The following is a 23,279-nucleotide window of genomic DNA, read 5'->3' as shown; positions in this document are numbered from 1 at the left end:
GGGGGGGCGGGGGGGGGGGGGTCAGGGCCGGCCCGCGGCCGAAGCCGGCGGCCGGGGGCGCCGCCACGGGGGCGACCTCCAGCACGGTGACGGGCTTCTCGGCGAGGTAGGGGAACTCGCTGGCGCCGGTCAGCGCCTCGCGCCGGGTGGCGACGTTGCGGGCCCGGGTCGCCTGGGTGGCGGCGATCCGCTCCTGGATCGTGCCGCTCCGCAGGCTCGCCACGAGCCCGCCCGCGCGCTCGATCTCCTGGAAGGCCGCCCAGGCCGCGCTGGTCAGCTCGCCCGTCAGGGTCTCGAAGCTGCCGGCGCCGGCGGCCGGATCGGCCACCCGGGCGAGGTTGGATTCCTCGATGAGCACGATCTGGCTGTTGCGCACCACCCGGCGGGCGAAGGCGTCGCTGAGGCCCAGCGCCGCCGTGTAGGGCAGGGCGGTGATCGCGTCGGCCCCGCCGAGGCCGGCCGAGCAGGCGGCCATGGAGGTGCGCAGGATGTTCACGAAGGGGTCGCGCCGGGTCATCATCCGCCAGGCGGTCTCGGCATGCAGGCGCAGCGGCCGGGGGTCGAGGCCGCAGGCCGCCTCCACCCGCGCCCAGAGCCGGCGCATGGCCCGGAACTTGGCGATGGTCAGGAACTCGTCGGCATCGGCGGTGAGCAGCACCGCGACGGCATCCCGGGCGCGCTCCAGCGCGTGCCCGTTGGCCTCCAGCGCGCGCAGGTAGGCCACGGCGGTGGCGAGCACGGCCGCGAGCTCGGTCGCCTCGCTGGCCCCGGCCTCGTGGTAGGGCCGGCCGTCGGCGAGGCAGGCCCGGCCCGTGAAGCCCTCGGCGTCGAAGGCCGCCAGGGTGCGGCCGAGCTCGGCCCCGTAATCCTCCGCCAGGGACCCGCCGGCCGCGAGGGTGCCGATCGGGTCGAGGCCGAGGTCGAGGTCGAGACCCTTCAGGGTCTCGCCGCGGGCCGCGACCACGTCCCGGATCAGGAAGGCGGCCTCGATCCCGCGCGCGCCCGCGTCGAGCCGGGTGGCGATCAGGGGCAGCATCACGTTGCCGAGCGCCGCGTCGAGGTCGGCGGCCTTCGTCGCGGTGAGGCCGTAGCCCCGCGCGGCGGGGGCACCGGCGAAGACCAGCGTCAGGGCGTCGGCGCCGCCCTCGAGATCGGCGAGGGCGAGCGCGCTCGCCTCGGCGCCGTCCGGGTGGTCGACCCGCTGCGACACCCGCCAGGGGCCGGGGGCCCGCACCGGCTGCGCCACGGGCGCGGCGGCGTCGTAGAGGGGTTCGATGCGGATGCCGTCGGCGGTCTTCGAGACGAGGCGCTTCTCGAAATCCGCTCCCTTCAGCACACCGTCGACGAGGCCGAGCCAGCGCTCGCGGGTCGCGGGCGGGAACAGGTCGGCGAGGGGACGGTCTTCCATCGGGGCTGGCCTCCGCTAGGGCCTGGCTCGGGCCAGGCGGCTTGGGCTCCGGCCGCGCGCGGCCGGGCTGTCTTTCCGGACAGCCCTTGCACGCCGTCGCGCGCGGACGCAATCGCCCTCGCGCCTTGTATTTTAAATCCCAATCCGCCGAGGCGCCCGCCCCGGCGGTCCCGGTTCGGTCAGCCGAAGATGATCAGGCCCGCGAAGCCCAGCGAGCCGACGATGATGCGCCACCAGGCGAACAGCCGGAAGCCGTGGGAGGCGACGTAGTCGAGCACCGTCCGCACCACGATGAAGGCCGAGATGAAGGCCACGATGAAGCCGATGACGATCAGGCCGGTGTCGTCCCGGGAGAGGTTCTTGTAGTTGTCGAGCAGGTCCTTGGCGAAGGCCCCCGCCATGGTGGGGATCGCGAGGTAGAACGAGAACTCGGTGGCCGAGCGCTTGTCGGCGCCCATCAGCATCGCGCCCACGATGGTGGCGCCCGAGCGCGACACGCCGGGGATCATCGCGAGGCACTGGAACAGGCCGATCCTGAAATCCATCGGCAGGGTGAAGTCGAAGACGTCGTGCTTCTTCACCTCGAGGTCGGTCTCGTCGAGGACGAGGAGGACGATGCCGCCGGCCACCAGGGTCGCGCAGACGATCCAGGGGTTGAAGAGGTAGTACTTGATGTATTTCGAGAAGAGTCCGCCCACGATCGCCGCCGGCAGGAACGCCACCAGGATGCCGAGCACGAAGCGGCGCGCCCGGGGGTCGTTGGGCAGCGCCAGGGTGATGCCGAGGAGCCGGCGGAAATAGACCGCCAGGATCGCCAGGATGGCGCCGAGCTGGATCAGCACCTCGAAGGTGTTGTTGGGTGATTCGAAGCCGATGAAGTGGCCGACGAGGAGCTGGTGCCCGGTGGACGAGACCGGGATGAACTCGGTCGCCCCCTCCACCACGGCGAGCACGACCGCCTTCGCGATGCCCATCGCATCCATCATCTCAGCGCCTCGACGGTTGGGGGTGTTTCGTGGGACCGGGCCGGCCCAAGCAGGTGGTGCCTCCACCCCGCGCGGCCTTCGCGGATCGAGGCTGATCCGTCAAGGTTGACGGATGGTTATCGCGTTCGCCGCGGCCGTGTTAATGAGGCGGCAATCATCGGGCCATACATGTCATGGCTGCCGACCATCCCCCGCGGGGCACCGATCCGACCCGTCCCCCGGCAAACCCTTCCCGTGCGAAACGGCCTCGATGGCGACGCTTTACCACTCTCCCTTCTGCCCGCATTCCCGGTTCATCCGCCTCGTCCTGTCCGAGATGGGGATGGAGCCGACGCTGATGGAGGAGCGTGCCTGGGACCGGCGCGAGGCCTTCCTGCTGATCAACCCGGCCGGGACGACGCCGGTGCTGGTGGAGCAGACCGGGCTCGCCGTGCCGGGGGCCGGCATCATCGCCGAGTATCTCGACGAGACCCGGGGGCTCGGCCTGAGCGGCCGGCGGCTCCTGCCCGAGACCACCGGCGCCCGGGTCGAGGTGCGCCGCCTGCTCGACTGGTTCCTGGTGAAGTTCAACGCCGAGGTGACGGAGTATCTCGTCACCGAGAAGATCTCGAAGCGCTTCATGAACAGCGCCAACGGCGGCGGCCCGCCGGACATGAACGCCATTCGCGCCGCGCGCACCAACGTGCGCTACCACATGAAGTATATCGGCTACCTGATGTCCCGCCGGAAATGGCTGGCGGGCGACCATCTGACCTATGCGGATCTCGCGGCGGCGGCCCACCTGTCCTGCGTGGATTATCTCGGCGACGTGCCATGGGACGAGGACGAGACGGCGAGGGACTGGTACGCGCGGGTGAAGTCCCGCCCGTGCTTCCGCACCCTGCTGGCCGACCGGGTGCCCGGCATGGCGCCGGCGGACCATTACGCGAACCTGGATTTTTGACCGCGCCGCGCGGGCCGAAGCCGCCGCGGAAGATCCTGGCGGGTGCGGACCTGCGTCGCGCCGTCGAGGCCCGCGCCCGGCTCCTCGGCTTCGAGGCCGTCCGCGTCGCCCGGCCGGACGCCGTGCCCGAACTCCGGGACCGGCTGCCCGCCTGGCTCGCCGCCGAACACCACGGCAGCATGGATTGGATGGTCGAGCGGGCCGACCAGCGCGCCGACCCCGCCACCCTGTGGCCCGGCGTCCGCAGCGTGGTCATGCTCGGCATGAATTACGGCCCCGAGGGCGACCCCCTGGCGATCCTGGCGCGGACGGACCGGGGCGCCATCGCGGCCTATGCCCGGCGGCGGGACTACCACGAGGTGGTCAAGGGCAAGCTGAAGGAGCTCGGCGGCTACCTCTCGGCCAAGGGCGACGTCCGGGTGAAGGTCTTCGTCGACACCGCGCCCGTGATGGAGAAGCCGCTCGCCGCCGCCGCCGGCCTCGGCTGGCAGGGCAAGCACACCGTGCTGGTTTCGCGGGAGCTCGGCAACTGGCTGCTGCTCGGCGCGATCTACACCTCGGCCGAGCTGGAGCCTGACGCGCCGGAGGCCGACCATTGCGGCTCGTGCCGCCGCTGCCTCGACATCTGCCCGACCAACGCCTTCCCGGCGCCCTACCAGCTCGATGCCCGCCGCTGCATCGCCTACCTCACCATCGAGCATGCCGGGCCGATCCCGACGGAGTTCCGCGCCGCCATCGGCAACCGGGTCTTCGGCTGCGACGACTGCCTCGCCGTCTGCCCCTGGAACAAGTTCGCCGCCGTGGCCGCCGAGGGCCGCATGGCCGCGCGCGCGGACCTCGCCGCGCCGCCCCTGGCCGAGCTGGCGGCCCTCGACGAGGCCGGCTTCCGCGCCCATTTCGCCGGCACGCCCGTCAAGCGCACCGGGCGCGACCGCTTCCTGCGCAACGTGCTCATCGCCATCGGCAACTCCGGCCGCCCCGACCTCGCCCCCGCGGCGGAAGCGAACCTCGCCGATCCCGCGCCCCTGGTGCGCGGCATGGCGGTGTGGGCCCTCGGGCGCCTCGTCGCCCGGCCCCGCCTGCGGGACCTTTTCAACGCCCGGGGTTTCGGCGAAACCGACGACGCCGTCCGGACCGAGTGGCGCCGCGCCCTCGACCCCGGCGGCCCCGAGACGACAGGACACGCCGCCTCATGAACCTCTTCGTCTTCGGCCTCGGCTTCACCGCCCGCCGCTTCGTGGAGCGCGCCCGGAGCCGCTTCGACACGGTGCGCGCCACCGTCACCGATCCGGCGCGGACCGGACCCGGCGACATCGCCGAGATGCGGGCCTTCGGACCGGATCGCGACGACCCGCGCATCGCGGCCGACCTCGCCGACACGGACGTGCTCCTGGTCTCGGCGCCTCCGGTCCGCGACCTCGACACGACCCTCGCGGTATACCGTGACGCCATCGCCACGAGCCGCATCGGCTGGATCGGCTACCTCTCGACCATCGGGGTCTACGGCGACCACCAGGGCGCCTGGATCGACGAGGACACGGCCCCGAGCCCGGTGAGCGGCCGCTCGCAAGGGCGCCTCGCCGTCGAGGAGGCCTGGCTGGCGCTGGGCCGCGAGACCGGCAAGCCCGTGCAGGTGTTCCGCCTGTCGGGCATCTACGGCCCGGGCCGCAACCCGATCGTGAAGCTGCGCGAGGGCAAGTCGCAGCGGATTATCAAGCCGGGCCAGGTCTTTAACCGAATCCACGTGGACGACATCGCCACGACCCTGCTGGCGTCCCTCGACCGGCCCCGGAACGGCGCGGTCTACAACGTCACCGACGACGAGCCGACGCCGCCGCAGGTGGTCACCGAGTACGCGGCCAAGCTCGCCGGCCTGCCGCTGCCCCCGGAGATCGATTTCGAGACCGCCGACCTCAGCCCGATGGCCCGCAGCTTCTACGGCGAGAACAAGCGGGTGCGGAACCACCGGATTCGGACGGAACTCGGGGTCGAACTCGCCTATCCGACCTATCGCGAGGGCCTCGCCGCCCTCGTGGCGGATGCCCGCGCCTGAGAATCCCTCAGGCCGCCTGCCGGTTCGCCGGCACGCCGAAATGGTCCCGGTAGCGCGCCGCGATGGCCGAGACCGGCAGCACCACGAAGACGTCGGTGGTGCCGAACTGATGGTCCACCACGGCCCCGTCGCCGAAGGTGGCGCCGACGCGCAGATAGCCCTTGATCAGCGGCGGCAGCGCCTGCAGCGCCGCCTTCGGGTCCACGGCCTCGCGGGCGAGGCGGTCCATCGCGACGTAGCGCTCCGGCAGGGCGCGGGCGCACCAGCCCTCGGCGGCGCGGGCATGGTGATGCAGGAAGCTCAACGGCAGGGCGAGGCGCTCGGGGTCGGTCCCCTCCAGGCTGGCGCAGCCCAGCATCGCGTCGATGCGGTGGTGTTGGACATAGGCCCAGATGCCGGCCCAGAGCAGTTCCACCGTCCGCTTCGTCCGGTAGGGCTTCAGCACGCAGGAGCGCCCGAGTTCGAGGAAGCGCGCACCGGGATTGGCCGCCATCATCGGAGCGATGTCGTACTCAGCCGCGGTATAGAACCCGAAATGGCGGTCGGCCGCCTCCTGGCGCAGCAGCCGGTAGGTGCCGACCACCTTCGGCCGGGCCCGGCGGAAGGGCTTGGCGGCGAAGGGCGTCGTGTCCACCGCCGCGTGGTCGATCACGAGGAGATGGTCGCAGACCGCGTCGTACTCGTCGATGTCCCGGCGCGACAGCATGGCGAGGCCGCTCGGGACCGCCGACATCTCCTCGTAGAACACCCGATAGCGCAGGCGCTGCGCCCGGCGGATCTCGGAGACCGTGGTGGCGAGGCGCACCTCCAAGCTGCCGATCCGCCCGAGGGTCGGGGCGAGTCCGGGCGCGGCCAGCGGCTTCCTCAGCCGGGGCTTGAATCGGATCGGTGCCGCGCCCGGCGGCAGCAGAAGGCCGCGCGGATGGAAGGCGGGGAGGCCGGCGCGGCCGGCTTCCGCGGTGCGCTGCTTCAGCCGGGCGAAGGGGGCGTGCACGTGCGCCTCCCAGCCATTGAGCCACGCCGTGGAGGCATCGCGCGCGAAGTTCGGGACCATCGTCCAATCCGCCCTGTCCGGACATCGAGGCGGCTCCGCGGGAGCCCCGGGCCTCGTGCCTTCGGGAGGTCACAACATCACGAAGCGCACACGCTTTTATGACACGGATTGCTGTATTGCCAGAGGGGTTTGCGCTGGGCTCATACCGGTCCTTTGACGACCTTCCGATGGATAGTCGCCGAAGGACCGGACCTTCGAAAATTTAGACGAACTGGTTCAGGCCCGGGATCGAGCCGACGATCGGACCCATCACGTCCTCGCCGGCCTTCTCGCGTCCATAGGCGAACAGTTCCTGGCCGAGGGGCTGCATCTGGCCCATCGGCACACCGGCCGACATCAGCTTCTGGCCCAGCGCCATGACGCCACCACCGCCCATCATGCCGCCGAGCATGCCCATCAGGCCGCCACCGCCTTCGCCGGCATTGGACTCGGCGATCGCGGTCTCGGACCCCGGCAGGGCACTGAGCAGCTGACTCACCTCGGTGGCGGGCCCCTCCTTCTGGAGGAAGGCCAGGATGTGGCCGATGGCGGTCTGGGCCGTCGCGGCATCGAGGCCGGTCCGGTTCGTGACGCGGGCGATCAACTCTTCCATCTCAAACGGGCTCCTGGGTGACCGGGCCTTCTGCGCGGCCGGTATCGCTGCTCGGTCGGGATCTTGTCCTTCCGGCCTCGCCGCCGCGAAATCAAGGCCGCTCCGCGAGGCGCTGGCAAATGCCGCGGGCGCGACCCATAACCGTGATCGTCGATGCTGGTGCGTTCTGCCCGGCGAGGAGGAGCGGACGGTCATGCAGGACGACGGCACGATCCTGGTCGGCAAGGCGCCGCTCAAGGATGGCAACTTCAAGCCCGAAGGCCTGACCCTTCGGCTGGCCAACCGACACGGCCTCGTGGCGGGTGCCACGGGCACCGGCAAGACGGTGACCCTGCAGGTGATGGCGGAGGGCTTTTCCAACGCCGGCGTCCCGGTCTTCGCCGCCGACATCAAGGGCGACCTCTCGGGCCTCGCGGCGGCCGGCGAATCGAAGCCGGTCTTCGTCAAGCGCGCCCAAGAGCTGGGCATTCCCTACGAGCCCGACCGGTTCCCGACCGTGTTCTGGGACCTGTTCGGCGACCAGGGGCATCCGATCCGCTGCACCGTCATCGAAATGGGACCGCTGCTGCTCGCGCGCCTGTTGGAGCTCAACGATACCCAGGAGGGGGTGCTCAACATCGCCTTCCGGGTCGCCGACGACAACAAGTGGCCGGTCCTCGACCTGAAGGACCTGCGCGCGCTGCTCCTCTATCTCACCGAGAACCTCAAGGCGGTCTCGGGCCAGTATGGCAACGTCTCGGCGGCCTCCGTAGGCGCCATCCAGCGCCAGCTCCTCATGCTCGAGAACCAGGGGGCCGACCGGTTCTTCGGCGAACCGGCTCTCGATCTGAACGACTTCATGCGGGTCGACCGCGAGGGAAGGGGCATCGTCAACATCCTGGCCGCCGACAAGCTGATGCAGCGGCCCCGGCTCTACGCCTCGTTCCTGCTCTGGATGCTCTCCGAGCTATTCGAGCAATTGCCCGAGGTCGGCGACCTCGAGAAGCCGAAGCTGGTGTTCTTCTTCGACGAGGCGCACCTCCTGTTCGACGACGCTCCGAAGGCTTTGCTCGATGCGGTGGAACAGGTGGTCCGCCTGATCCGGTCGAAGGGGGTCGGCGTCTACTTCGTGACGCAGAACCCCCTCGACGTGCCGGAGTCGGTACTGGGCCAGCTCGGCAACCGGGTGCAGCATGCGCTGCGCGCCTTCACGCCCCGCGACCAGCGCGCGGTGAAGGCCGCCGCCGAGACGTTCCGCCAGAATCCCGGCTTCGACGTCGCCAAGGCGATCACGGAACTCGGCGTCGGCGAGGCGCTGGTGTCCTTCCTGGAGGCGAAGGGCACGCCCTCGGTCGTGGAGCGCGCTCTGATCGCCCCGCCGCAGGGTCGCGTCGGCCCGATCACCCCAGCCGAGCGCGCTGACCTCATCGCGAAAAGCCCGGTGCGGGGCAAATATGACCAGTCGGTCGACAACGAGAGCGCTTACGAGATGCTCGCTGCCCGCAAGGGCCTGGACGGCGGCGGAACCGACGGTGCCGAGCCTGCCGAGGGGGGCTTAGGCGGAATGCTCGGCGGCTGGCTCGGGGGTGTGCTCGGCGGCAAGCCCGCCGGCAAGGGCGGTCGCCGGCCCGCCCCCGGCCTCGCCGAGCAGGTGCTGGGCAACGCCGCCCGCTCGATGGCCCGCAAGGTCGGCACGGAGGTCGGCAACGCGATCCTGCGGAACGTGCTGGGCGGGCTGACCAAACGGTAGGCCGCCGGGCGTCGACGCTTCGCCCAGCATTGACAAATCACCCCGTCCCCGCCTATCCACCGCCTCTCGCGCGGCTTCCTCGACGAAGTTCGCGCGTTTCGCGTTCGCGCTCGGCACAGACGACAAGTCCCGATCCGGTGTCGCGGATGACCTGAACAAGAAGACGGTCCAGGCATCGCCGCGAGGCGCGCCGGAGGCCGGCAGAGAACACGAAGAGAGAACGATGTTCGCAGTCATCAAGACGGGCGGCAAGCAGTATCGCGTTGCCGCCAACGACACCATCACGATCGCCACGCTCGAGGGCGAGGCAGGTTCGGCCGTGACCTTCGGGGACGTGCTCCTGTTCACGAACGGCGAGGGCGCGACCCAGGTCGGCGCACCGCTGCTCTCGGGCATCAGCGTCACCGGCGAGATCGTCAGCCACGGCCGCGACGCGAAGGTCATCGCCTTCAAGAAGCGCCGCCGTCAGAACTCCCGGCGCAAGCGGGGCCACCGCCAGCACCACACGGTGGTCCGCATCACCGGCATCAGCGCCTGACGATCCGACCTGAGATTCAAGAATTCGGAGTAACTCCCCATGGCCCATAAAAAAGCAGGCGGCTCGTCCCGCAACGGCCGCGACTCGGCCGGTCAGCGCCTCGGCGTGAAGAAGTTCGGTTCCGAGGCAGTCATCGCCGGCAACATCATCGTGCGCCAGCGCGGCACCAAGTGGCATCCCGGCACCAATGTCGGCATGGGCACGGACCACACCCTGTTCGCCAAGACCGACGGTCGCGTCCTGTTCGAGACGAAGCGCGGCCGCGCCTTCGTCACCGTCGTGCCGGTGCAGGACGCCGCCGAGTAAGGCGTTTTGCCAGGGCCTTCCGCCGGGCGGGCCCGACCACCAGATGATCCCGGGGAAGATGGGAAACCGTCTTCCCCGTTGTCGTTTCTCATCACGATATTCCGGTGGTGCTCCTGCATCCCGACATCCAACCTGATCTGAGTCCGCCCGTGAAATTCCTCGACGAAGCCAAAGTCTATGTCCGCTCCGGCGACGGTGGCGCCGGCTGCGTGGCTTTCCGCCGTGAAAAGTTCATCGAGTTCGGCGGGCCGAACGGCGGCGATGGCGGTCGCGGCGGCGATGTCTGGGTCGAGTGCGTCGACGGCCTCAACACCCTGATCGACTACCGCTACCAGCAGCACTTCAAGGCCAAGAAGGGCGAGCACGGCATGGGCTCGAACCGCCACGGAGCCAACGGCGCCGACGTGGTGCTGAAGGTGCCGGCCGGAACCGAGATTCTGGCCGAGGACGGCGAGACCCTGATCGCCGACATGACCCATGTCGGCCAGCGTGTGCGTCTCGCCAAGGGCGGCAATGGCGGCTTCGGCAACGCCTACTTCACCACCTCGACCAACCGGGCCCCGAAGCATGCCAATCCCGGGCTGGAAGGCCACGAACAGTGGGTCTGGCTGCGCCTGAAGCTCATCGCCGATGCGGGCCTCGTTGGTCTGCCCAATGCAGGCAAGTCGACCTTCCTCGCCACCGTGACGGCCGCCAAGCCCAAGATCGCCGACTATCCCTTCACCACGCTCCACCCCGGTCTCGGCGTCGTGCGCTCCGACGAGCGGGAATTCGTCCTCGCCGACATTCCAGGCCTGATCGAGGGTGCCCATGACGGCGTCGGCCTCGGCGACAAGTTCCTCGCCCACGTCGAGCGCTGCCGGGTGCTGCTGCACCTCGTGGAAGCCACCAACGAGCATGCCGGCCAGACCTACAAGCTCGTCCGGCGGGAGCTCACGGCCTATGGCCACGGCCTCGACAAGAAGCCCGAGATCGTGGCCCTCTCCAAGGCCGACGTGGTCGATCCGGACGTGCTCAAGGAGCAGGTCGCCCGCCTGAAGCGGGCTTCGAAAAAGAAGCCCCTGATCCTCTCCTCCGCCACCGGTCTCGGCGTGCAGGACGCCCTGCGGGCGCTCGCCCAGGAGATGGATGCGGCCAAGCGCGCCGAGGCCGAGGCACAGCCTGCCGAGGCGTGGCAGCCCTGAGGCGATGCCGCCAGCCCTTGTGCAGCGGGCAACCGCTCGTCACAAGCGGAGGATCGTCCTCCCGCCGACGCTGCCGATGACCTCCGACGCCCTGATCCCGAACCTCCAAGATTTCCGCCGCATCGTCATCAAGGTCGGCTCGGCCCTCCTCGTCGATCGGACGCGCGGACGCCTGCGACATGCCTGGTTGAGTGCGCTCGCCGAGGACATCGCCGACCTGCATGCCAGCGGAGCCGATGTGCTCGTCGTCTCTTCCGGCGCCATCGCGCTGGGGCGCACGGTGCTCGGCTATCCGCCCGGCACCCTGCGCCTGGAAGAAAGTCAGGCGGCCGCGGCCGTCGGGCAGATCGCTCTGGCACGGCACTGGTCGGAGGCCCTGGGTCATCACGGCATCGCGGCCGGGCAGATTCTGGTGACGCCGCAGGACACGGAGGAGCGTCGGCGCTATCTCAATGCCCGCGCCACGGTCCTGAAGCTCCTTGAGGTGCGGGCCGTGCCCGTCGTGAACGAGAACGACACGGTCGCCACCAGCGAGATCCGATACGGCGACAACGACCGCCTCGCCGCCCGCGTCGCCACGATGATCGGCGCCGATGTGCTGGTGCTGTTCTCGGACATCGACGGGCTCTATACCGCGCCTCCGAACACCGACCCGGGCGCGCGCCATCTGCCCCTGATTGAGCGGATCACGCCCGAGATCGAGGCCATGGCCGGCGGCCCGGCCTCGGAGCTCTCACGCGGCGGCATGCGCACCAAGGTCGAGGCGGCCAAGATCGCCGCCAGCGGCGGCACCCACATGATCATCGCCGACGGACGCGAGAAGAATCCCCTGCGCACCATCCTGCGGGGCGGCCGCTGCAGCTGGTTCCTGTCGGGGTCGAATCCCGTCACCGCCCGCAAGAGCTGGATCGCCGGCTCCCTGGAGCCGCGCGGCATCCTCACGGTCGATGCCGGTGCGGCACGGGCGCTCCAGGGCGGCGCGAGCCTGCTTCCGGTGGGTGTCACCAAGGTCCAGGGCGGCTTCGGGCGCGGCGATGCCGTGGTGATCCGAGACGAGGCCGGACGCATCCTCGGGCGCGGCCTCGTAGCCTATGACAGCGACCAGGCCCTGCGCATCATCGGCCGGCCGAGTCGGGAAATCGCAGATCTCCTCACCCATCCGGGCCGGGCAGAAATGGTGCACCGCGACGACCTCGCCATGGTTGGGGAATAGCTGCTCTGTCAGCGGCAATGCTTGTTTTGACCGTATCTGCCATGGCATGACGGGCGGGAACACATGGCGGCCGCGCCCCTTTCCGCGACGGTCGCGAGGATGAAGGCCGTGCCCGTTCTGAACCTGCGAACCGATTTTGCGCCCCCCGGCGATCTCTCCGAGGAGATGAACGCCATCGGCCGGCGCGCCCGCGCCGCCGCCCGCCAGATCGCCCTCGCGCCGGCCCAGACCAAGGACGCAGCGCTGCGCCTGATCTCCGATCGCCTCCGGGCCGAGCGGGACGCCATCCTGGCCGAGAATGCCCGTGACGTGGAGGCGGCTCGCGCCGCGGGTCAGACCCAGGCGCTCATCGACCGGCTTACCCTCGACGCGGCACGCCTCAACGGCATCGCGGATGCGGTGGCCAAGATCGGCGCATTGCCGGACCCTGTCGGCCGCCAGATCGCAGCTTTCGAGCGGCCCAACGGATTGCTGATCGAGCGCATCGCCGTGCCCCTCGGCGTGATCGGTGTCATCTTCGAGAGCCGCCCCAACGTCACCGCCGATGCCGGGGCGCTCTGCCTGAAGGCCGGCAATGCCGCGATCCTGCGGGCGGGCTCGGACAGCCACCGCTCCGCCATGGCCATCGCCCGTGTCATGCGCGTAGGTCTGGAGGCCGCCGGTCTGCCCGCCGATGCCATCCAGATCGTCCCGACCCGCGACCGTGCGGCGGTGGGGGCGATGCTCACCGGCCTCGACGGCGGCATCGACGTCATCGTGCCCCGCGGCGGGCGCGGCCTCGTGGAGCGGGTCCAGGCCGAGGCCCGCGTGCCTGTCTTCGCCCATCTCGACGGCATCTGCCACGTCTACGTGGCGGCAGGCGCCGATCTCGAGATGGCCCGGACCGTCGTCCTCAACAGCAAGATGCGGCGCACCGGCATCTGCGGCGCAGCCGAGACCCTGCTCGTCGACCGGGCCTGCGCGGACACGCATCTCGCTCCCCTCGTCGCCGCCCTCCTGGAAGCCGGCTGCGCCGTGCGCGGCGATGCTGCCACCCAGGCCGTCGACGATCGGGTCACCGCCGCCACCGATATCGACTGGCGCACCGAGTACCTCGACGCCGTCATTTCGGTGCGGGTGGTCGACGGTCTCGAGGCAGCGATCGAGCACATCGAGACCAACGGCTCGCATCACACCGACGCGATCATCACCGACGACATGGCGGAGGCGACCCGGTTCCTCGCCGAAGTCGATTCGGCAATCGTGACGCACAATGCCTCAACCCAATTCGCCGACGGAGGCGAGTTCGGTTTCGGGGCCGAGATCGGCATTGCCACCGGCCGCATGCACGCCCGCGGCCCGGTGGGCGTCGAGCAGCTGACCACCTTCAAGTATCGCGTTCATGGGAACGGGCAGACGCGTCCTTGACGCGGCCCCCTCCGCCCCGTTCGTGCTCCGATGCGCCTTGATGCGTCGGGGCCGGCGCACCTTCCCCCCGTCGCGCCGGGCCTGCGCATCGGCCTCTACGGCGGCTCCTTCAACCCGGCCCATCTCGGGCATCGGCATGTCAGTCTTGTCGCCCTGAGACGGCTGCGCCTCGACCGCATCTGGTGGATGGTGACCCCCGGCAATCCGCTGAAGGACCGGGGCGAACTCGCGGCCATCGATCGCCGGGTCGCACGAGCGGACCGCGTCGCCGACCACCCCCGCATCGCGGTCACCGACTTCGAATCGCGGATCGGTGCGCAATACACCCGCCAAACCCTTCGGTATCTCACCCGTCGCAACCCATCGGTGCGCTTCGTCTGGATCATGGGCGCCGACAGCCTCGCGACATTTCATCGCTGGCAGGGATTTTTTGAGATCGCCAGCCTGATGCCGATCGCCATCATCGACCGGCCAGGCTTCACGCTGACGGGGCCGGCCGCACGCGCAGCCCAGGCCCTCGCGCGCTGGCGCATTCCGGAGGCCGATGCATCCACCCTGGCAGACCGACCAGCCCCCGCCTGGATCTTCCTGCACGGACCGCGCTCGGCCCTCTCGTCCACGGCGCTGCGGGCCGGCGCGAAGGATGGCGCATAGGCGGGTTCACGGGCCGGTCATGGAAAAGGCAAGAGCCACGTTCCACTTTATCCGCATACAGGGTACGATCATGGGATGACGATGGCGATTGCAGGAACTCAGACGCTGAACGACGCGGTCCATACCGGAGCCCCGGGCTCCGACGATTCCACCAGCCGGAAGATCGACGATCTTCGGAGCCTGGCCCTCGATTGCCTCGAGGACATGAAGGCCGAAGAGACGATCGAGATCGATCTGATGGGTCGGACTTCCCTGGCCGACACCATGATCATCACCTCCGGTCGCTCCCAGCGCCATGTCGGCGCGATTGCCGACCGGGTCCTGCAGGAGATGAAGTCGAAGGGTCTCGGTACCGCCCGGGTCGAGGGCCTCCCGGCCTGCGATTGGGTGCTGATCGACGCCGGCGACATCATCCTACACATCTTCCGGCCGGAGGTGCGCGGCTTCTATAATCTCGAGAAGATGTGGGGAGCCGATCGTCCGACCAGCGACCGTCCCGTGTCCGCCCTGGCCGAGTGAGCGCCGGCCCCGCTTCGTGCGCCTCCTCGTGGCGGCGGTCGGCCGCCTAAAGCCCGGGCCCGAGCGCGATCTCGCCCTCCGCTACCGCGAGCGGGCCGCTCAGATGGGGCGTGGTCTCGGCTTCAGTGCGTGCGACGTCACCGAAATCCCTGAGAGTCGGGCACGGCGTGCTCCGGATCGGGCCGCCGAGGAAGGGGCGGCCATCCTCGCGCAAGCGGCCACCGGCGCGGTTCTGGCGATCTACGACGAGCGCGGCCGGTCGGACCTCACCAGCGAGACCATCGCGGCGCGCATCGGCGGCTGGCGCGATGCCGGTCGCTCCGTCCTCATTCTTGCCATCGGGGGCGCCGATGGTCTCGATGCCGTCGTGAGGAACCGGGCTGAACTCGCCCTGTCCTTCGGAGCCGCCACCTTGCCGCACGGACTTGTGCGCATCCTCGCCCTGGAGCAGGTGTATCGCTCTCTGACGATCCTGGCGGGCCACCCGTACCACCGCGGAAACCTCGACGAGCGATGAATCCGGCCACGCGACGCAGGCGAGACGGCATGAGGAGCGGCCTGCTGGCGCTCGCCTTCCTCGTCCCACCGCTGCTCGTGCTGCCGGTCGCCCCGCGTGCCGAGACGCCCGCGACGCCGGAGGCGGTCCAGAAGGCCCTGGAGGAGAAGACCCGCCGGGCCGAGAACCTGAAGCGTATCGAGGAGGCGCTGGCCGCCAGCACCGGGGCCCGCGCCAAGTTCGAGGCGGAGATCGCCAGCATCGGCGGCGACCGGACCAAGCTCAATACCGCGCTCCTCGACGCCACCCGCCAGGCGCAGGCCACCGAGGTCCGGATGAGCCGCCTCGAAGAGCGCCTGAAGACCCTCGGGGCCAGCGAGGCGGCCCTGCGTCGGTCGCTGGAGGCCCGGCGCGGCGTGATCGCCGAGATCCTGGCGGCCCTGCAGCGGATGGGTCGGCGCCCGCCCCCCGCCGTGCTGGTGCGGCCCGAAGACGTGCTCGCGGTGATCCGCACCTCGATGCTGCTGGGCGCCGTCGTGCCGGAGTTGCGTGGCGAGGCCGAGACCCTGGCGGCGGATCTCTCCGAGCTCGTTCGTCTCAAGGGACTGATTGCGGCTGATCGCGAGGGCCTGACCAACGACCTTGCGGGCTGGGCCCGGGAGCAGCAGCGGCTGAACGCCCTGATCGCGGCGCGCCGTGCCCGTCAGGCGGAGATCGAGAGCGGCCTCGCGGCCGAGCGGACCCGCACCGCCGAACTGTCGGTCCAGGCCCGCAGTCTTAAGGATCTCCTCGACCGGATGGAGGGAGAGGTCGCCTCCGCCCGCCGTGCGGCGGAGGAGGCCCGGGCTGCCGAGACCCGCGAGGCCCGTGCGACGCAGGAGCGCTTCGCCGCCGCCGGCGCCCGGGACCCGGCTCGACTGGCGCCGAAGGTGCGTTTCGTCGACACCCGTGGCGACCTGCCGCGTCCGGTGAGTGGCGCGCTCCTGCGCAGCTTCAACCAGCCCGACGGAAACGGCGGCACGACCCGCGGCATATCGCTCGCGACCCGGCCAAAGGCGGTGGTTTCGTCACCGGCCGATGGCTGGGTGTCCTTCGCTGGGCAGTTCCGTTCATACGGGCGTCTCTTGATCATCAACGCCGGCGATGGCTACTATCTCTTGTTGGCGGGGATGGACCAGATCAACGTCGAGGTCGGCCAGTTCGTGCTCGCGGGCGAGCCGGTGGCGGCGATGGGGGAGGGCGGAACCGGTGCCGACGCGGCAGCCGGTGATCGCGGCGATCCGGTCCTGTACGTAGAGTTCAGAAAAGACGGCGGCTCCATCGATCCGGAGCCTTGGTGGGCGAAAAGCCCCAGCGAGAAGGTTCGCGGATAATGCGCAAGGTTTCCCTCGTTCTGCTCGGCGCGTTCATCGGCGTCGGGTCCTCCATGGTGGCGACCCAGACCCGCCTGCTCTCCGGAACGAGCGCGGTCGCGGCATCCGCAGAGACCTACCGCCAACTCAGCCTGTTCGGCGACGTGTTCGAGAAGGTGCGTACCGACTACGTCGAGAAGCCCGACGAGGCGAAGCTGATCGAGGCAGCCGTCAACGGCATGCTGACCTCCCTCGATCCGCATTCGAGCTACATGGATTCCAAGAGCTTCCGCGACATGCAGGTGCAGACGCGTGGCGAGTTCGGCGGCCTCGGCATCGAGGTCACGATGGAGGACGGCCTGATCAAGGTCGTGACGCCGATCGACGACACGCCCGCCTCGAAGGCCGGCATTCTCACCAACGACATCATCACGCAGATCGACGAGGATCAGGTCCAGGGCCTGACCCTCAACCAGGCCGTCGACAAGATGCGCGGCCCGGTGAACTCGCCGGTGAAGCTGAAGATCAGCCGTAAGGAGTCGAAGGACCCGATCGAGGTCACGCTCAACCGCGACGTGATCAAGATCAAGCCCGTGCGCTCCCGCGCCGAGGGCGGCGATGTGGGCTACATCCGCCTGACCCAGTTCAACGAGCAGACCTTCGACGGCCTGCGCGCGGCGATCGACAAGCTGAACGCCGATATCGGCGCCGACAAGCTCAAGGGCTACGTGCTCGACCTGCGCAACAATCCCGGCGGTCTCCTGGACCAGGCGGTGATGGTGTCCGACGCCTTCCTCGACCGCGGCGAGATCGTCTCCACCCGCGGCCGCAATCCGGACGAGACGCAGCGGTTCTCGGCCAAGTCCGGCGACCTGACGAAGGGCAAGCCCATCGTCGTGCTGGTCAACGGCGGCTCGGCTTCGGCCTCCGAGATCGTGGCCGGCGCCCTGCAGGATCACAAGCGCGCCACGGTGCTGGGCACACGGTCGTTCGGCAAGGGCTCGGTGCAGTCGATCATCCCGCTGGGCGGCAGCGGCGCTCTGCGCCTGACCACGGCGCGCTACTACACGCCGTCCGGCCGCTCGATCCAGGCCAAGGGCATCGAGCCGGACCAGGAGGTCCTGCAGGAGGTGCCGGACGAGCTGAAGGGCAAGGACGAGACCAAGGGCGAAGCCGGCCTGAAGGGCCACCTCAAGCAGAAGGACGTCGAGGAGCGCGGCGGCTCGTCCGCCTACGTCCCGCCGGACCCGGCCAAGGACAAGCAGCTCATCGCCGCCTTCGATTTCCTGCGCGGCATTCAGAAGGGCGCGGCCAACACGCCGAAGGCCGCCGTTCCGAACTGATTCACATCAGCATCGCCTTAGCGATGCGTTAACCATGACGGCCCCCAATGTCGGTCCAGGACCGACGTGGGGGCCGTTGCTGTTTCGGCCGTGAGAAGGCCCCCCCGCGCATCGGTCCGGAAGCCTGGGGAAGCGGCTGCGCGTGGCCACCGACGACATCCTGACTCGTCCGCTCGGCGGCAAGCCGACCGCCGGCCAGCGCCTTCGGTCGCTGCTGCAGGTGAAGGTGACCGCGCCGATGGTGCTCGGCGGACTCGTGGTGGGTCTCGTCCTCGGCGCCAGCATCCTCGTCGTGGCAGGAGATCCCGAGGGCGGCGAGCCGAGCGCGATCGCGACCATCGCGCTTCGTGAACCTGCGGCGGTGGAACCGGCGGAACAGGCGGCCAAGTCCGAGGCGCCGAAAGCCGGTCCGAGCAGCGCCAGCGAGGTGGAGAATGCCTCTGGCGTGACCGTCGTGCGCCCGACCGGTACGGCGGCGCCCACGGATGCGGTGGTGATCCAGGTTCCGCCCGCGGCTCCGGTCAAGCTGACCGCCGCTCCCGATCCGCGCCTCGTCGAGCGCGGGCGCCACGGCAACATCCCGCGCCTCGGGGACGGGCGCCTGCGCGCTCTCGACGTCTACGCCCGCCCTGATGCCGGCGGTTCAGGCCCCCGCATCGCCATCCTGGTCTCGGGCCTGGGGATCGGTCAGGCGGCGACCGCCAGCGCCATCACCCGGCTTCCGCCCGCGATCAGCCTCGGCTTCGCGCCCTACGGCAGCGACCTCGAACGGACCGTCGCCCGAGCCCGCGAAGCCGGGCACGAGGCCCTGCTCCAGGCGCCGATGGAGCCGTTCGACTACCCCGACAGCGATCCGGGCCCGCAGACGCTGCTGACCGGTTCGCGCCCTCCGGAGAACCTCGACCGACTGAGCTGGGTCATGAGCCGGTTCTCCGGCTTTGTCGGCATCGTCAACTACATGGGCGCGAAGCTGACCAGCGACCCGGCCGCCCTCGAACCGGTTCTGCGCGAGATCGGCGCCCGAGGCCTCGGCTTCGTCGACGACGGCACCTCGCCGCGCTCGCTCGCCGCCTCGCTGGCCGCAAAGGCGAAGGTGCCCGTCGCGCGCGCCGAGATCGTGCTCGATGCCCTGCCGCGCCCGGAGGCGATCGACCGGGAACTGGCACGACTCGAAGCTCAAGCACGTCTGAAGGGCTTCGCCTTCGCCTCGGCTTCCGCCCTGCCGATGAGCATCGACCGGATCGCTCGCTGGGCCGCCGAGGTGGAGGCGCGCGGCATCCGCCTCGTTCCCGTCAGCGTCGCCCTGCGGGGCAGTGGCGCGAACGCCCGACTGACCAGCGCCAAGCCCTGAAGCATCGTCCCCGGCGTGTGCGCCTGGGCGACCCGACCCTGAATTGCGCGGCGGCGCCGTTTCGTGCGTTGCGGCACATGCTGCGCCTGCCTATGGTCCCGCCCATGACCGCATCCCCGATCGCCGACGGCGCCGACCTCCCGTACCGTCCCTGCGTCGGCATCACGCTGATCTCGCGCGCTGGCCTCGTCTTCATCGGGCGTCGGCGGGCCGATGCCGGTCCGGAGCACGTGGCGGATGGACGGGCTTGGCAGATGCCCCAGGGTGGCATCGACGACGGTGAGGATCCGGAGGCCGCCGCCCTGCGCGAACTCCACGAGGAAACCAATGTCGCGGCCGCCTCCGTGGTCCGCCTCGGCGAGACTGCGGGCTGGCTCTCCTATGACCTGCCGCCGGAGGTTCTGAAGCAGGCCTGGAAGGGACGGTATCGCGGCCAGACCCAGAAGTGGTTCGCCTTCGGTTTCCTCGGCTCCGACGACGAGATCGACGTCGCGACACCCGGCAACGGAGCTTTCAAGTCCGAATTCGACGCCTGGCGCTGGGAGCCGATCGCCGGGCTGCCGGACCTGATCGTGCCGTTCAAGCGCCCGGTCTACGAGGGCGTGGTCGAGGCCTTCTCGGGGCTCACGGCGTGGCACGCATCCGCATGACGGCCTGACGCCCGATGCGGTGGTGGTCGATTCCGATCCTGTTGGTGCTCGGATGGTTCGCGTACACGCTGACGCCGCTCTGGGCGCTCTACGATCTGGCCCGTGCGGTCCAATCACACGACACAGACTACATCGCCCGGCACGTCAATTTCCGGACCCTGCGCCTGTCGGTGATCCGCCAGGCCGCGGCAGCCGCGCAGGGGCGCGACCCCGCGGCACCCGAGGCCGAGCCGCGAGAGCGCCAGCGGATCGCGGAGGCCGCCGCCGCTTTGGCGATCCCCATCGCCGAGGCCCTCGTCACCCCCGCCACGGTGGTCGACCTCCTCGATGACGGTTGGCCGCAATCGGTGGAAATCGGCCGCGACGCGCCGGACGGAAAATCCAGGGGCGGAGGCTTGCGGATCGACAATCTCCGCCGCCTGATTCCGTTCTATCTCGCCTCCGAGATGCGGGGCTTTCGCACCGTGGTCATCGGCGTGCCGCCCGAGGCCAGCCGCGACCGGCGACTGCGCATCCGCCTGCGCCTTCGCGGCTGGACCTGGCGCCTTGTCGATATCGAACTCAACGACGAACTGCGCGAGCGCATCGCCCAGGCCTTCGCGCGCACCGGCGCGAAAGCGCGCTGAGACGTTTGGGCGGCCCTACGCCTCGTCGTCGGTGCCGCGGTTGGTGAACCGCGCATTGCCGAGGCCGGTGCCGATGGTGAGGACGCCCCAGCGCGTCACATCCTTGCGGTCCGGAACCTCGCTGAGACCCTGAACCACGGCATCGTTGTGCATCACCACCATGGTGGGATGCTCGCCGATGCGCGGGATCGCCGTCGTCACGCGTTCGACGAGGTTGAAGTCGCTGCCCTCCCAGTTGCCCGGCAGATTCTGGCCACCGCGGTCGATGGTGCCATCGGCCTCGATCATGCCGGGGCAGCCGATGCCGATGAAGGGCGCCAGGGTGAGGTTGGCACGGTCCGCCCGCCGGATCAGGTCGTTGAGCATCCCCACGAGCCGCTCCACCGCCTCGTCGCGGCTCGGCATCTGGTCCTCGTCGCAGTGGCGCCAGATCTCGGAACGCCAGACCTCGCTGCGCGACAGGTCCGAAGCCTTCCGGAGGTTCGTGACCACCACGCCCGCGCGCATGTTGCTGCCGCCGATATCGACGGCGAGCAGGCTATCGTAGCCGGAGAACATCCAGGAGGGCGCCAGATGCACCGCGCCGATCAGTCCGCCCTCGTCGGGATGGTGCCGGATCGGCTCGAGGGTGATGTCGAGGCCGCCTGTGCGCAGGAGGAAGCCCGCACGCGCGACCGCGAGCCGGCCGGCCCGGCTGTCGGAGAACCCGCCGCCGACCACGATCGCCTGGGTGCCTTCCCAACCATCCTGCCCGAGGAAGAGGCGCGCCACGCGGGCGAGTTCCTGCGCGAAGTCCTCGATGGCGCTGAACACCACGCCGGAGGCCAGGGGATCGTCCCCGAGCAGGATCTGGTCGAGGCGGCGCTTGGAGAAGTCGCAACTGTCCTTGTCGCCGAGGGGATCGTCGCCGAGAGCCCGCAGGCGTTCCCGGCACGCTTCCAGCATCTCGCGGAAGGCTGCCTTCGAAACCCGGTCGCCGATGAAACCGTCGCCGTCCTTCAACTCGATGTTGTAGTCGTCGACCACCACCGACGGCAGCCGTTGTGCCGCGTGCGCGATGCCCGCCTCGCGGATCTGAGTGTCCTTCGCCATGCCGCTCCGCCTGCCCTCTGCCTCGTCTTTACGCGCAGCCCAACGCGCGGGACGCTCATTTGGGTTTAGCGGTTTCGCCCGGGGTCGGCGCTTTCGGTTCGCGGGCTTCCATCAGGTCCTCGGCCTTGTCCTCGTCGGTGTCGCCACCGCGCTCGATGGTCTTCTCGGGGTTGGCGGCCAGGGCCCGCACGATCTCGACCAGGCGCTCGCATTCGGCGGCGTACTTGTAGGTCTCCAGCACGATCGCCGCGTCGCGCAGGGTGCGCAGGTCGCGCACCGTCTGCTTGTTGGCGGTCTCGCGCAGCTCGGATTTGGCCGCGATTGCCTCCTCGAGCTTGGCGCCTTTCACGTCGCAGGCGGCCGAGGCCGTGGCGGTGCCGGCGAGGAGGACGAGGAGAGGGGCGAGGAGGGAGGCAACGCGAGGGGTAGACAGATTGCGCATCGGAAGGCTCCGGGCTCCGGCGACCGAACCCGCGCCGTGCGCGGTCCGGTCTCAACCGTGGTGGGGGTGGGAACGCAGGATCTCGTTGGCGAGCGCCACGAGATGGCTCAGGCGGTAGGGCTTCGGGACGAAGATGGACCGGGTGACGGCCTCGGCCTGGGAGAGATGGCCGCGCCCGCCCGAGGTGTAGACCACGGGCAGGTTCGGCAAGTGGCGGCGCGCGCGATGCGCGAGGGTGATCCCGTTCGTGTTGCGAGCCAGGTCGATATCGGTGAAGAGCAGGTCAACGCGCTCCCGCGCCAGGATATCCTCTGCCGCGTCGGCATCGGCGGCGGTGAGGACGCGGTAGCCCTCGTCGAGCAGCGCCTCGGCGGCGAGCTCGCAGACCATGGCCTCATCCTCGACAACCAGGACGGTCTCGGCGGCGGCGCGCGGGCTGAAGGCGGGATGGACGGGAAAGGCGCAGGCGAAGGAAATCATGACGCAACTCCTACTCACCCGGTGTGAGCCCCTGGGGGCCGGGCCGGATCGCAAGGCAAACGGGTCGCCGAGGCGCTTCGTTCGCCGCCGATCACTCCAATTGCGCCGACTTGGTAAGCGAAGCTTTAACCCTGTGGCGGCGGTGGTGAACGAGCGTGCTCCCCGTCCATGACCCGTCCCTGGCACCTCGGCTTCGGCCTCCTCCTCACGGCCCTGGCCGGCTACGTGGATGCCCTCGGCTTTATCCGGCTCGGCGGCCTCTACACCTCGTTCATGAGCGGGAACACGACCCAGTTCGCGGTCTCCCTGGGGCACGGCGACCCGCGCCACGCCATCCTGCCGGCCTTGCTGATCGCCGCCTTCCTCCTCGGAGGCCTTTGCGGTGGCGGCCTCTCGGCCCTGACGCCCACGCGCTGGGTCACGCCGGTCATTCTCGGCTTCGAGACCGCGATCGTCGGTGCCGCCTTCGAGGCCGCCACGGCCGCGCCGGATTCCGGTATCGCCTCGCTGATGCTAGCCCTGGCGATGGGGGCGCAGAATGCTGTCCTGTCCCACGTCCAGGGTTTCCGCGCCGGGACGACCTTCGTCACCGGCGCCCTGTTCGGCTTCGGCCAGAAGCTGGCCTTGGCCCTCGCCCGGCGCGGTGCGCGCACGGCCTGGATCGGCGACGCCGTCGTCTGGTTCGCGCTCCTCGTCGGATCGGTGGCCGGGACGGTCGCCTACGGGAAGCTGGCGTTGTATGCCCTCGCCATTCCCGCCGGCATCGCCGGCCTCCTCGCGCTCGTCGCGACGGTCCTGACGGCGCGCGCGGTGCCGGCGAAGGCCGCCGTTGCGAAGTGAGCCCGCGAGCCCCTGGTTGAG

Annotated in this window: 25 protein-coding genes; 18 read left to right on the top strand and 7 right to left on the bottom strand. The window is 69.9% G+C overall.

From position 1 onward, the window contains the following. Both AC3WLN_RS08230 and AC3WLN_RS08225 read right to left on the bottom strand, forming a co-directional pair. Positions 1-1,408, bottom strand: a 1,408-nt coding sequence (locus AC3WLN_RS08230; protein ID WP_492480530.1) for a methylmalonyl-CoA mutase subunit beta, incomplete at its 3' end; no start/stop codon positions are given. Between the two features lie 179 nt (positions 1,409-1,587). Beyond that, entirely contained in the window at positions 1,588-2,391 is an 804-nt protein-coding gene (locus AC3WLN_RS08225; protein WP_492480535.1) for an undecaprenyl-diphosphate phosphatase, read from the bottom strand. A gap of 253 nt (positions 2,392-2,644) precedes the next feature. Between AC3WLN_RS08225 and AC3WLN_RS08220 the strand changes: the two genes are divergently transcribed. Genes AC3WLN_RS08220 through AC3WLN_RS08210 form a run of 3 tightly spaced genes read left to right on the top strand, consistent with a single transcriptional unit; the run spans position 2,645 to position 5,390 of the window. Next, a complete protein-coding gene (locus AC3WLN_RS08220) occupies positions 2,645-3,337 on the top strand; it encodes a glutathione S-transferase family protein (RefSeq protein WP_492480529.1) in 693 nt (230 codons plus the stop codon). Positions 3,338-3,387: 50 nt separating this feature from the next. Then, positions 3,388-4,533 carry a tRNA epoxyqueuosine(34) reductase QueG gene (gene queG / locus AC3WLN_RS08215; RefSeq protein ID WP_492480534.1) on the top strand — a complete coding sequence of 382 codons (1,146 nt, stop codon included), beginning with the start codon at positions 3,388-3,390 and terminating at the stop codon, positions 4,531-4,533. After that, a complete protein-coding gene (locus AC3WLN_RS08210) occupies positions 4,530-5,390 on the top strand; it encodes an SDR family oxidoreductase (RefSeq protein WP_492480528.1) in 861 nt (286 codons plus the stop codon). The genes queG and AC3WLN_RS08210 overlap by 4 nt, the downstream gene beginning before the upstream one ends. Positions 5,391-5,397: 7 nt before the next feature. Here the strand turns inward: AC3WLN_RS08210 and olsB are convergent, their stop codons facing one another. Continuing rightward, positions 5,398-6,444, bottom strand: a complete 1,047-nt coding sequence (gene olsB, locus AC3WLN_RS08205; RefSeq protein ID WP_492480527.1) for a l-ornithine N(alpha)-acyltransferase — start codon at positions 6,442-6,444, stop codon at positions 5,398-5,400. Positions 6,445-6,646: 202 nt separating this feature from the next. After that, a complete protein-coding gene (locus AC3WLN_RS08200) occupies positions 6,647-7,231 on the bottom strand; it encodes a DUF2780 domain-containing protein (protein WP_492480526.1) in 585 nt (194 codons plus the stop codon). Between AC3WLN_RS08200 and AC3WLN_RS08195 the strand changes: the two genes are divergently transcribed. The 14 genes from AC3WLN_RS08195 to AC3WLN_RS08130 all read left to right on the top strand — a co-directional run bounded on the left by AC3WLN_RS08195 (position 7,230) and on the right by AC3WLN_RS08130 (position 20,404). Beyond that, on the top strand, positions 7,230-8,765 hold the full coding sequence (locus tag AC3WLN_RS08195; protein WP_492480525.1) for a helicase HerA-like domain-containing protein: 1,536 nt from the start codon (positions 7,230-7,232) through the stop codon (positions 8,763-8,765). The two genes, AC3WLN_RS08200 and AC3WLN_RS08195, sit on opposite strands and share 2 nt — an antisense overlap. Positions 8,766-8,988: 223 nt before the next feature. Then, complete coding sequence (rplU, locus tag AC3WLN_RS08190) at positions 8,989-9,303, top strand: 50S ribosomal protein L21 (RefSeq protein ID WP_055947814.1); 315 nt, start codon at positions 8,989-8,991, stop codon at positions 9,301-9,303. Positions 9,304-9,342: 39 nt separating this feature from the next. Beyond that, entirely contained in the window at positions 9,343-9,609 is a 267-nt protein-coding gene (gene rpmA, locus AC3WLN_RS08185) for a 50S ribosomal protein L27 (protein WP_492480524.1), read from the top strand. Positions 9,610-9,758: 149 nt separating this feature from the next. Continuing rightward, a complete protein-coding gene (gene obgE / locus AC3WLN_RS08180; RefSeq protein ID WP_492480523.1) occupies positions 9,759-10,793 on the top strand; it encodes a GTPase ObgE in 1,035 nt (344 codons plus the stop codon). A 76-nt stretch (positions 10,794-10,869) separates the two neighbouring features. Then, positions 10,870-12,006: a glutamate 5-kinase gene (gene proB / locus AC3WLN_RS08175; RefSeq protein WP_492480522.1), complete on the top strand. Its 1,137-nt coding sequence runs from the start codon at positions 10,870-10,872 to the stop codon at positions 12,004-12,006. Between the two features lie 108 nt (positions 12,007-12,114). Next, on the top strand, positions 12,115-13,413 hold the full coding sequence (locus tag AC3WLN_RS08170; protein ID WP_492480521.1) for a glutamate-5-semialdehyde dehydrogenase: 1,299 nt from the start codon (positions 12,115-12,117) through the stop codon (positions 13,411-13,413). 30 nt (positions 13,414-13,443) lie between these two features. Continuing rightward, a complete protein-coding gene (locus tag AC3WLN_RS08165) occupies positions 13,444-14,067 on the top strand; it encodes a nicotinate-nucleotide adenylyltransferase (RefSeq protein WP_492480520.1) in 624 nt (207 codons plus the stop codon). 75 nt (positions 14,068-14,142) lie between these two features. Continuing rightward, positions 14,143-14,586 carry a ribosome silencing factor gene (gene rsfS / locus AC3WLN_RS08160; RefSeq protein WP_492480519.1) on the top strand — a complete coding sequence of 148 codons (444 nt, stop codon included), beginning with the start codon at positions 14,143-14,145 and terminating at the stop codon, positions 14,584-14,586. Between the two features lie 16 nt (positions 14,587-14,602). Next, on the top strand, positions 14,603-15,103 hold the full coding sequence (rlmH, locus tag AC3WLN_RS08155; protein ID WP_492480518.1) for a 23S rRNA (pseudouridine(1915)-N(3))-methyltransferase RlmH: 501 nt from the start codon (positions 14,603-14,605) through the stop codon (positions 15,101-15,103). A gap of 29 nt (positions 15,104-15,132) precedes the next feature. Continuing rightward, positions 15,133-16,455 carry a murein hydrolase activator EnvC family protein gene (locus AC3WLN_RS08150; protein WP_492480517.1) on the top strand — a complete coding sequence of 441 codons (1,323 nt, stop codon included), beginning with the start codon at positions 15,133-15,135 and terminating at the stop codon, positions 16,453-16,455. Then, positions 16,455-17,777, top strand: a complete 1,323-nt coding sequence (locus AC3WLN_RS08145; protein WP_463770874.1) for a S41 family peptidase — start codon at positions 16,455-16,457, stop codon at positions 17,775-17,777. Before AC3WLN_RS08150 ends, AC3WLN_RS08145 begins: the two co-directional genes overlap by 1 nt. Positions 17,778-17,913: 136 nt before the next feature. Next, positions 17,914-19,128: a divergent polysaccharide deacetylase family protein gene (locus tag AC3WLN_RS08140; protein ID WP_492480533.1), complete on the top strand. Its 1,215-nt coding sequence runs from the start codon at positions 17,914-17,916 to the stop codon at positions 19,126-19,128. A gap of 104 nt (positions 19,129-19,232) precedes the next feature. Then, entirely contained in the window at positions 19,233-19,778 is a 546-nt protein-coding gene (locus AC3WLN_RS08135) for an RNA pyrophosphohydrolase (RefSeq protein ID WP_492480516.1), read from the top strand. 14 nt (positions 19,779-19,792) lie between these two features. Continuing rightward, the gene (locus tag AC3WLN_RS08130; RefSeq protein WP_492480515.1) at positions 19,793-20,404 is read left to right on the top strand and encodes a DUF2939 domain-containing protein; all 612 of its coding nucleotides are present in this window, start codon (positions 19,793-19,795) and stop codon (positions 20,402-20,404) included. 15 nt (positions 20,405-20,419) lie between these two features. Here AC3WLN_RS08130 and AC3WLN_RS08125 read toward each other — a convergent pair whose 3' ends face one another. Genes AC3WLN_RS08125 through AC3WLN_RS08115 form a run of 3 tightly spaced genes read right to left on the bottom strand, consistent with a single transcriptional unit; the run spans position 20,420 to position 22,418 of the window. Further along, entirely contained in the window at positions 20,420-21,496 is a 1,077-nt protein-coding gene (locus AC3WLN_RS08125) for an ROK family protein (protein ID WP_492480514.1), read from the bottom strand. 55 nt (positions 21,497-21,551) lie between these two features. Then, entirely contained in the window at positions 21,552-21,938 is a 387-nt protein-coding gene (locus AC3WLN_RS08120) for a photosystem reaction center subunit H (RefSeq protein ID WP_492480513.1), read from the bottom strand. 51 nt (positions 21,939-21,989) lie between these two features. Continuing rightward, positions 21,990-22,418 (bottom strand): response regulator, encoded by a 429-nt coding sequence (locus tag AC3WLN_RS08115; protein ID WP_492480512.1) that lies wholly within the window; start codon positions 22,416-22,418, stop codon positions 21,990-21,992. 168 nt (positions 22,419-22,586) lie between these two features. On the opposite strand from AC3WLN_RS08115, the gene AC3WLN_RS08110 reads away from it, so the two are divergent. Beyond that, complete coding sequence (locus AC3WLN_RS08110) at positions 22,587-23,258, top strand: YoaK family protein (protein ID WP_492480511.1); 672 nt, start codon at positions 22,587-22,589, stop codon at positions 23,256-23,258. Positions 23,259-23,279: the final 21 nt, after the last annotated feature.

It is taken from the genome of Methylobacterium sp. FW306-05-D (genome assembly GCF_058782155.1).
Note: the sequence above shows the minus strand (reverse complement) of the source record. Positions and strands in the feature narration are given on the sequence as shown.

Coding starts and splice junctions, on each gene's coding strand:
- rsfS (WP_492480519.1), top strand. CDS start 14,143: ATGACGATGGCGATTGCAGGAACTCAGACGCTGAACGACGCGGTCCAT.
- AC3WLN_RS08130 (WP_492480515.1), top strand. CDS start 19,793: ATGCGGTGGTGGTCGATTCCGATCCTGTTGGTGCTCGGATGGTTCGCG.
- olsB (WP_492480527.1), bottom strand. CDS start 6,444: ATGGTCCCGAACTTCGCGCGCGATGCCTCCACGGCGTGGCTCAATGGC.
- AC3WLN_RS08135 (WP_492480516.1), top strand. CDS start 19,233: ATGACCGCATCCCCGATCGCCGACGGCGCCGACCTCCCGTACCGTCCC.
- rplU (WP_055947814.1), top strand. CDS start 8,989: ATGTTCGCAGTCATCAAGACGGGCGGCAAGCAGTATCGCGTTGCCGCC.
- AC3WLN_RS08195 (WP_492480525.1), top strand. CDS start 7,230: ATGCAGGACGACGGCACGATCCTGGTCGGCAAGGCGCCGCTCAAGGAT.
- AC3WLN_RS08210 (WP_492480528.1), top strand. CDS start 4,530: ATGAACCTCTTCGTCTTCGGCCTCGGCTTCACCGCCCGCCGCTTCGTG.
- AC3WLN_RS08220 (WP_492480529.1), top strand. CDS start 2,645: ATGGCGACGCTTTACCACTCTCCCTTCTGCCCGCATTCCCGGTTCATC.
- proB (WP_492480522.1), top strand. CDS start 10,870: ATGACCTCCGACGCCCTGATCCCGAACCTCCAAGATTTCCGCCGCATC.
- AC3WLN_RS08165 (WP_492480520.1), top strand. CDS start 13,444: ATGCGCCTTGATGCGTCGGGGCCGGCGCACCTTCCCCCCGTCGCGCCG.
- rpmA (WP_492480524.1), top strand. CDS start 9,343: ATGGCCCATAAAAAAGCAGGCGGCTCGTCCCGCAACGGCCGCGACTCG.
- AC3WLN_RS08125 (WP_492480514.1), bottom strand. CDS start 21,496: ATGGCGAAGGACACTCAGATCCGCGAGGCGGGCATCGCGCACGCGGCA.
- AC3WLN_RS08145 (WP_463770874.1), top strand. CDS start 16,455: ATGCGCAAGGTTTCCCTCGTTCTGCTCGGCGCGTTCATCGGCGTCGGG.
- AC3WLN_RS08115 (WP_492480512.1), bottom strand. CDS start 22,418: ATGATTTCCTTCGCCTGCGCCTTTCCCGTCCATCCCGCCTTCAGCCCG.
- AC3WLN_RS08150 (WP_492480517.1), top strand. CDS start 15,133: ATGAGGAGCGGCCTGCTGGCGCTCGCCTTCCTCGTCCCACCGCTGCTC.
- AC3WLN_RS08120 (WP_492480513.1), bottom strand. CDS start 21,938: ATGCGCAATCTGTCTACCCCTCGCGTTGCCTCCCTCCTCGCCCCTCTC.
- AC3WLN_RS08110 (WP_492480511.1), top strand. CDS start 22,587: ATGACCCGTCCCTGGCACCTCGGCTTCGGCCTCCTCCTCACGGCCCTG.
- AC3WLN_RS08200 (WP_492480526.1), bottom strand. CDS start 7,231: ATGACCGTCCGCTCCTCCTCGCCGGGCAGAACGCACCAGCATCGACGA.
- AC3WLN_RS08225 (WP_492480535.1), bottom strand. CDS start 2,391: ATGGATGCGATGGGCATCGCGAAGGCGGTCGTGCTCGCCGTGGTGGAG.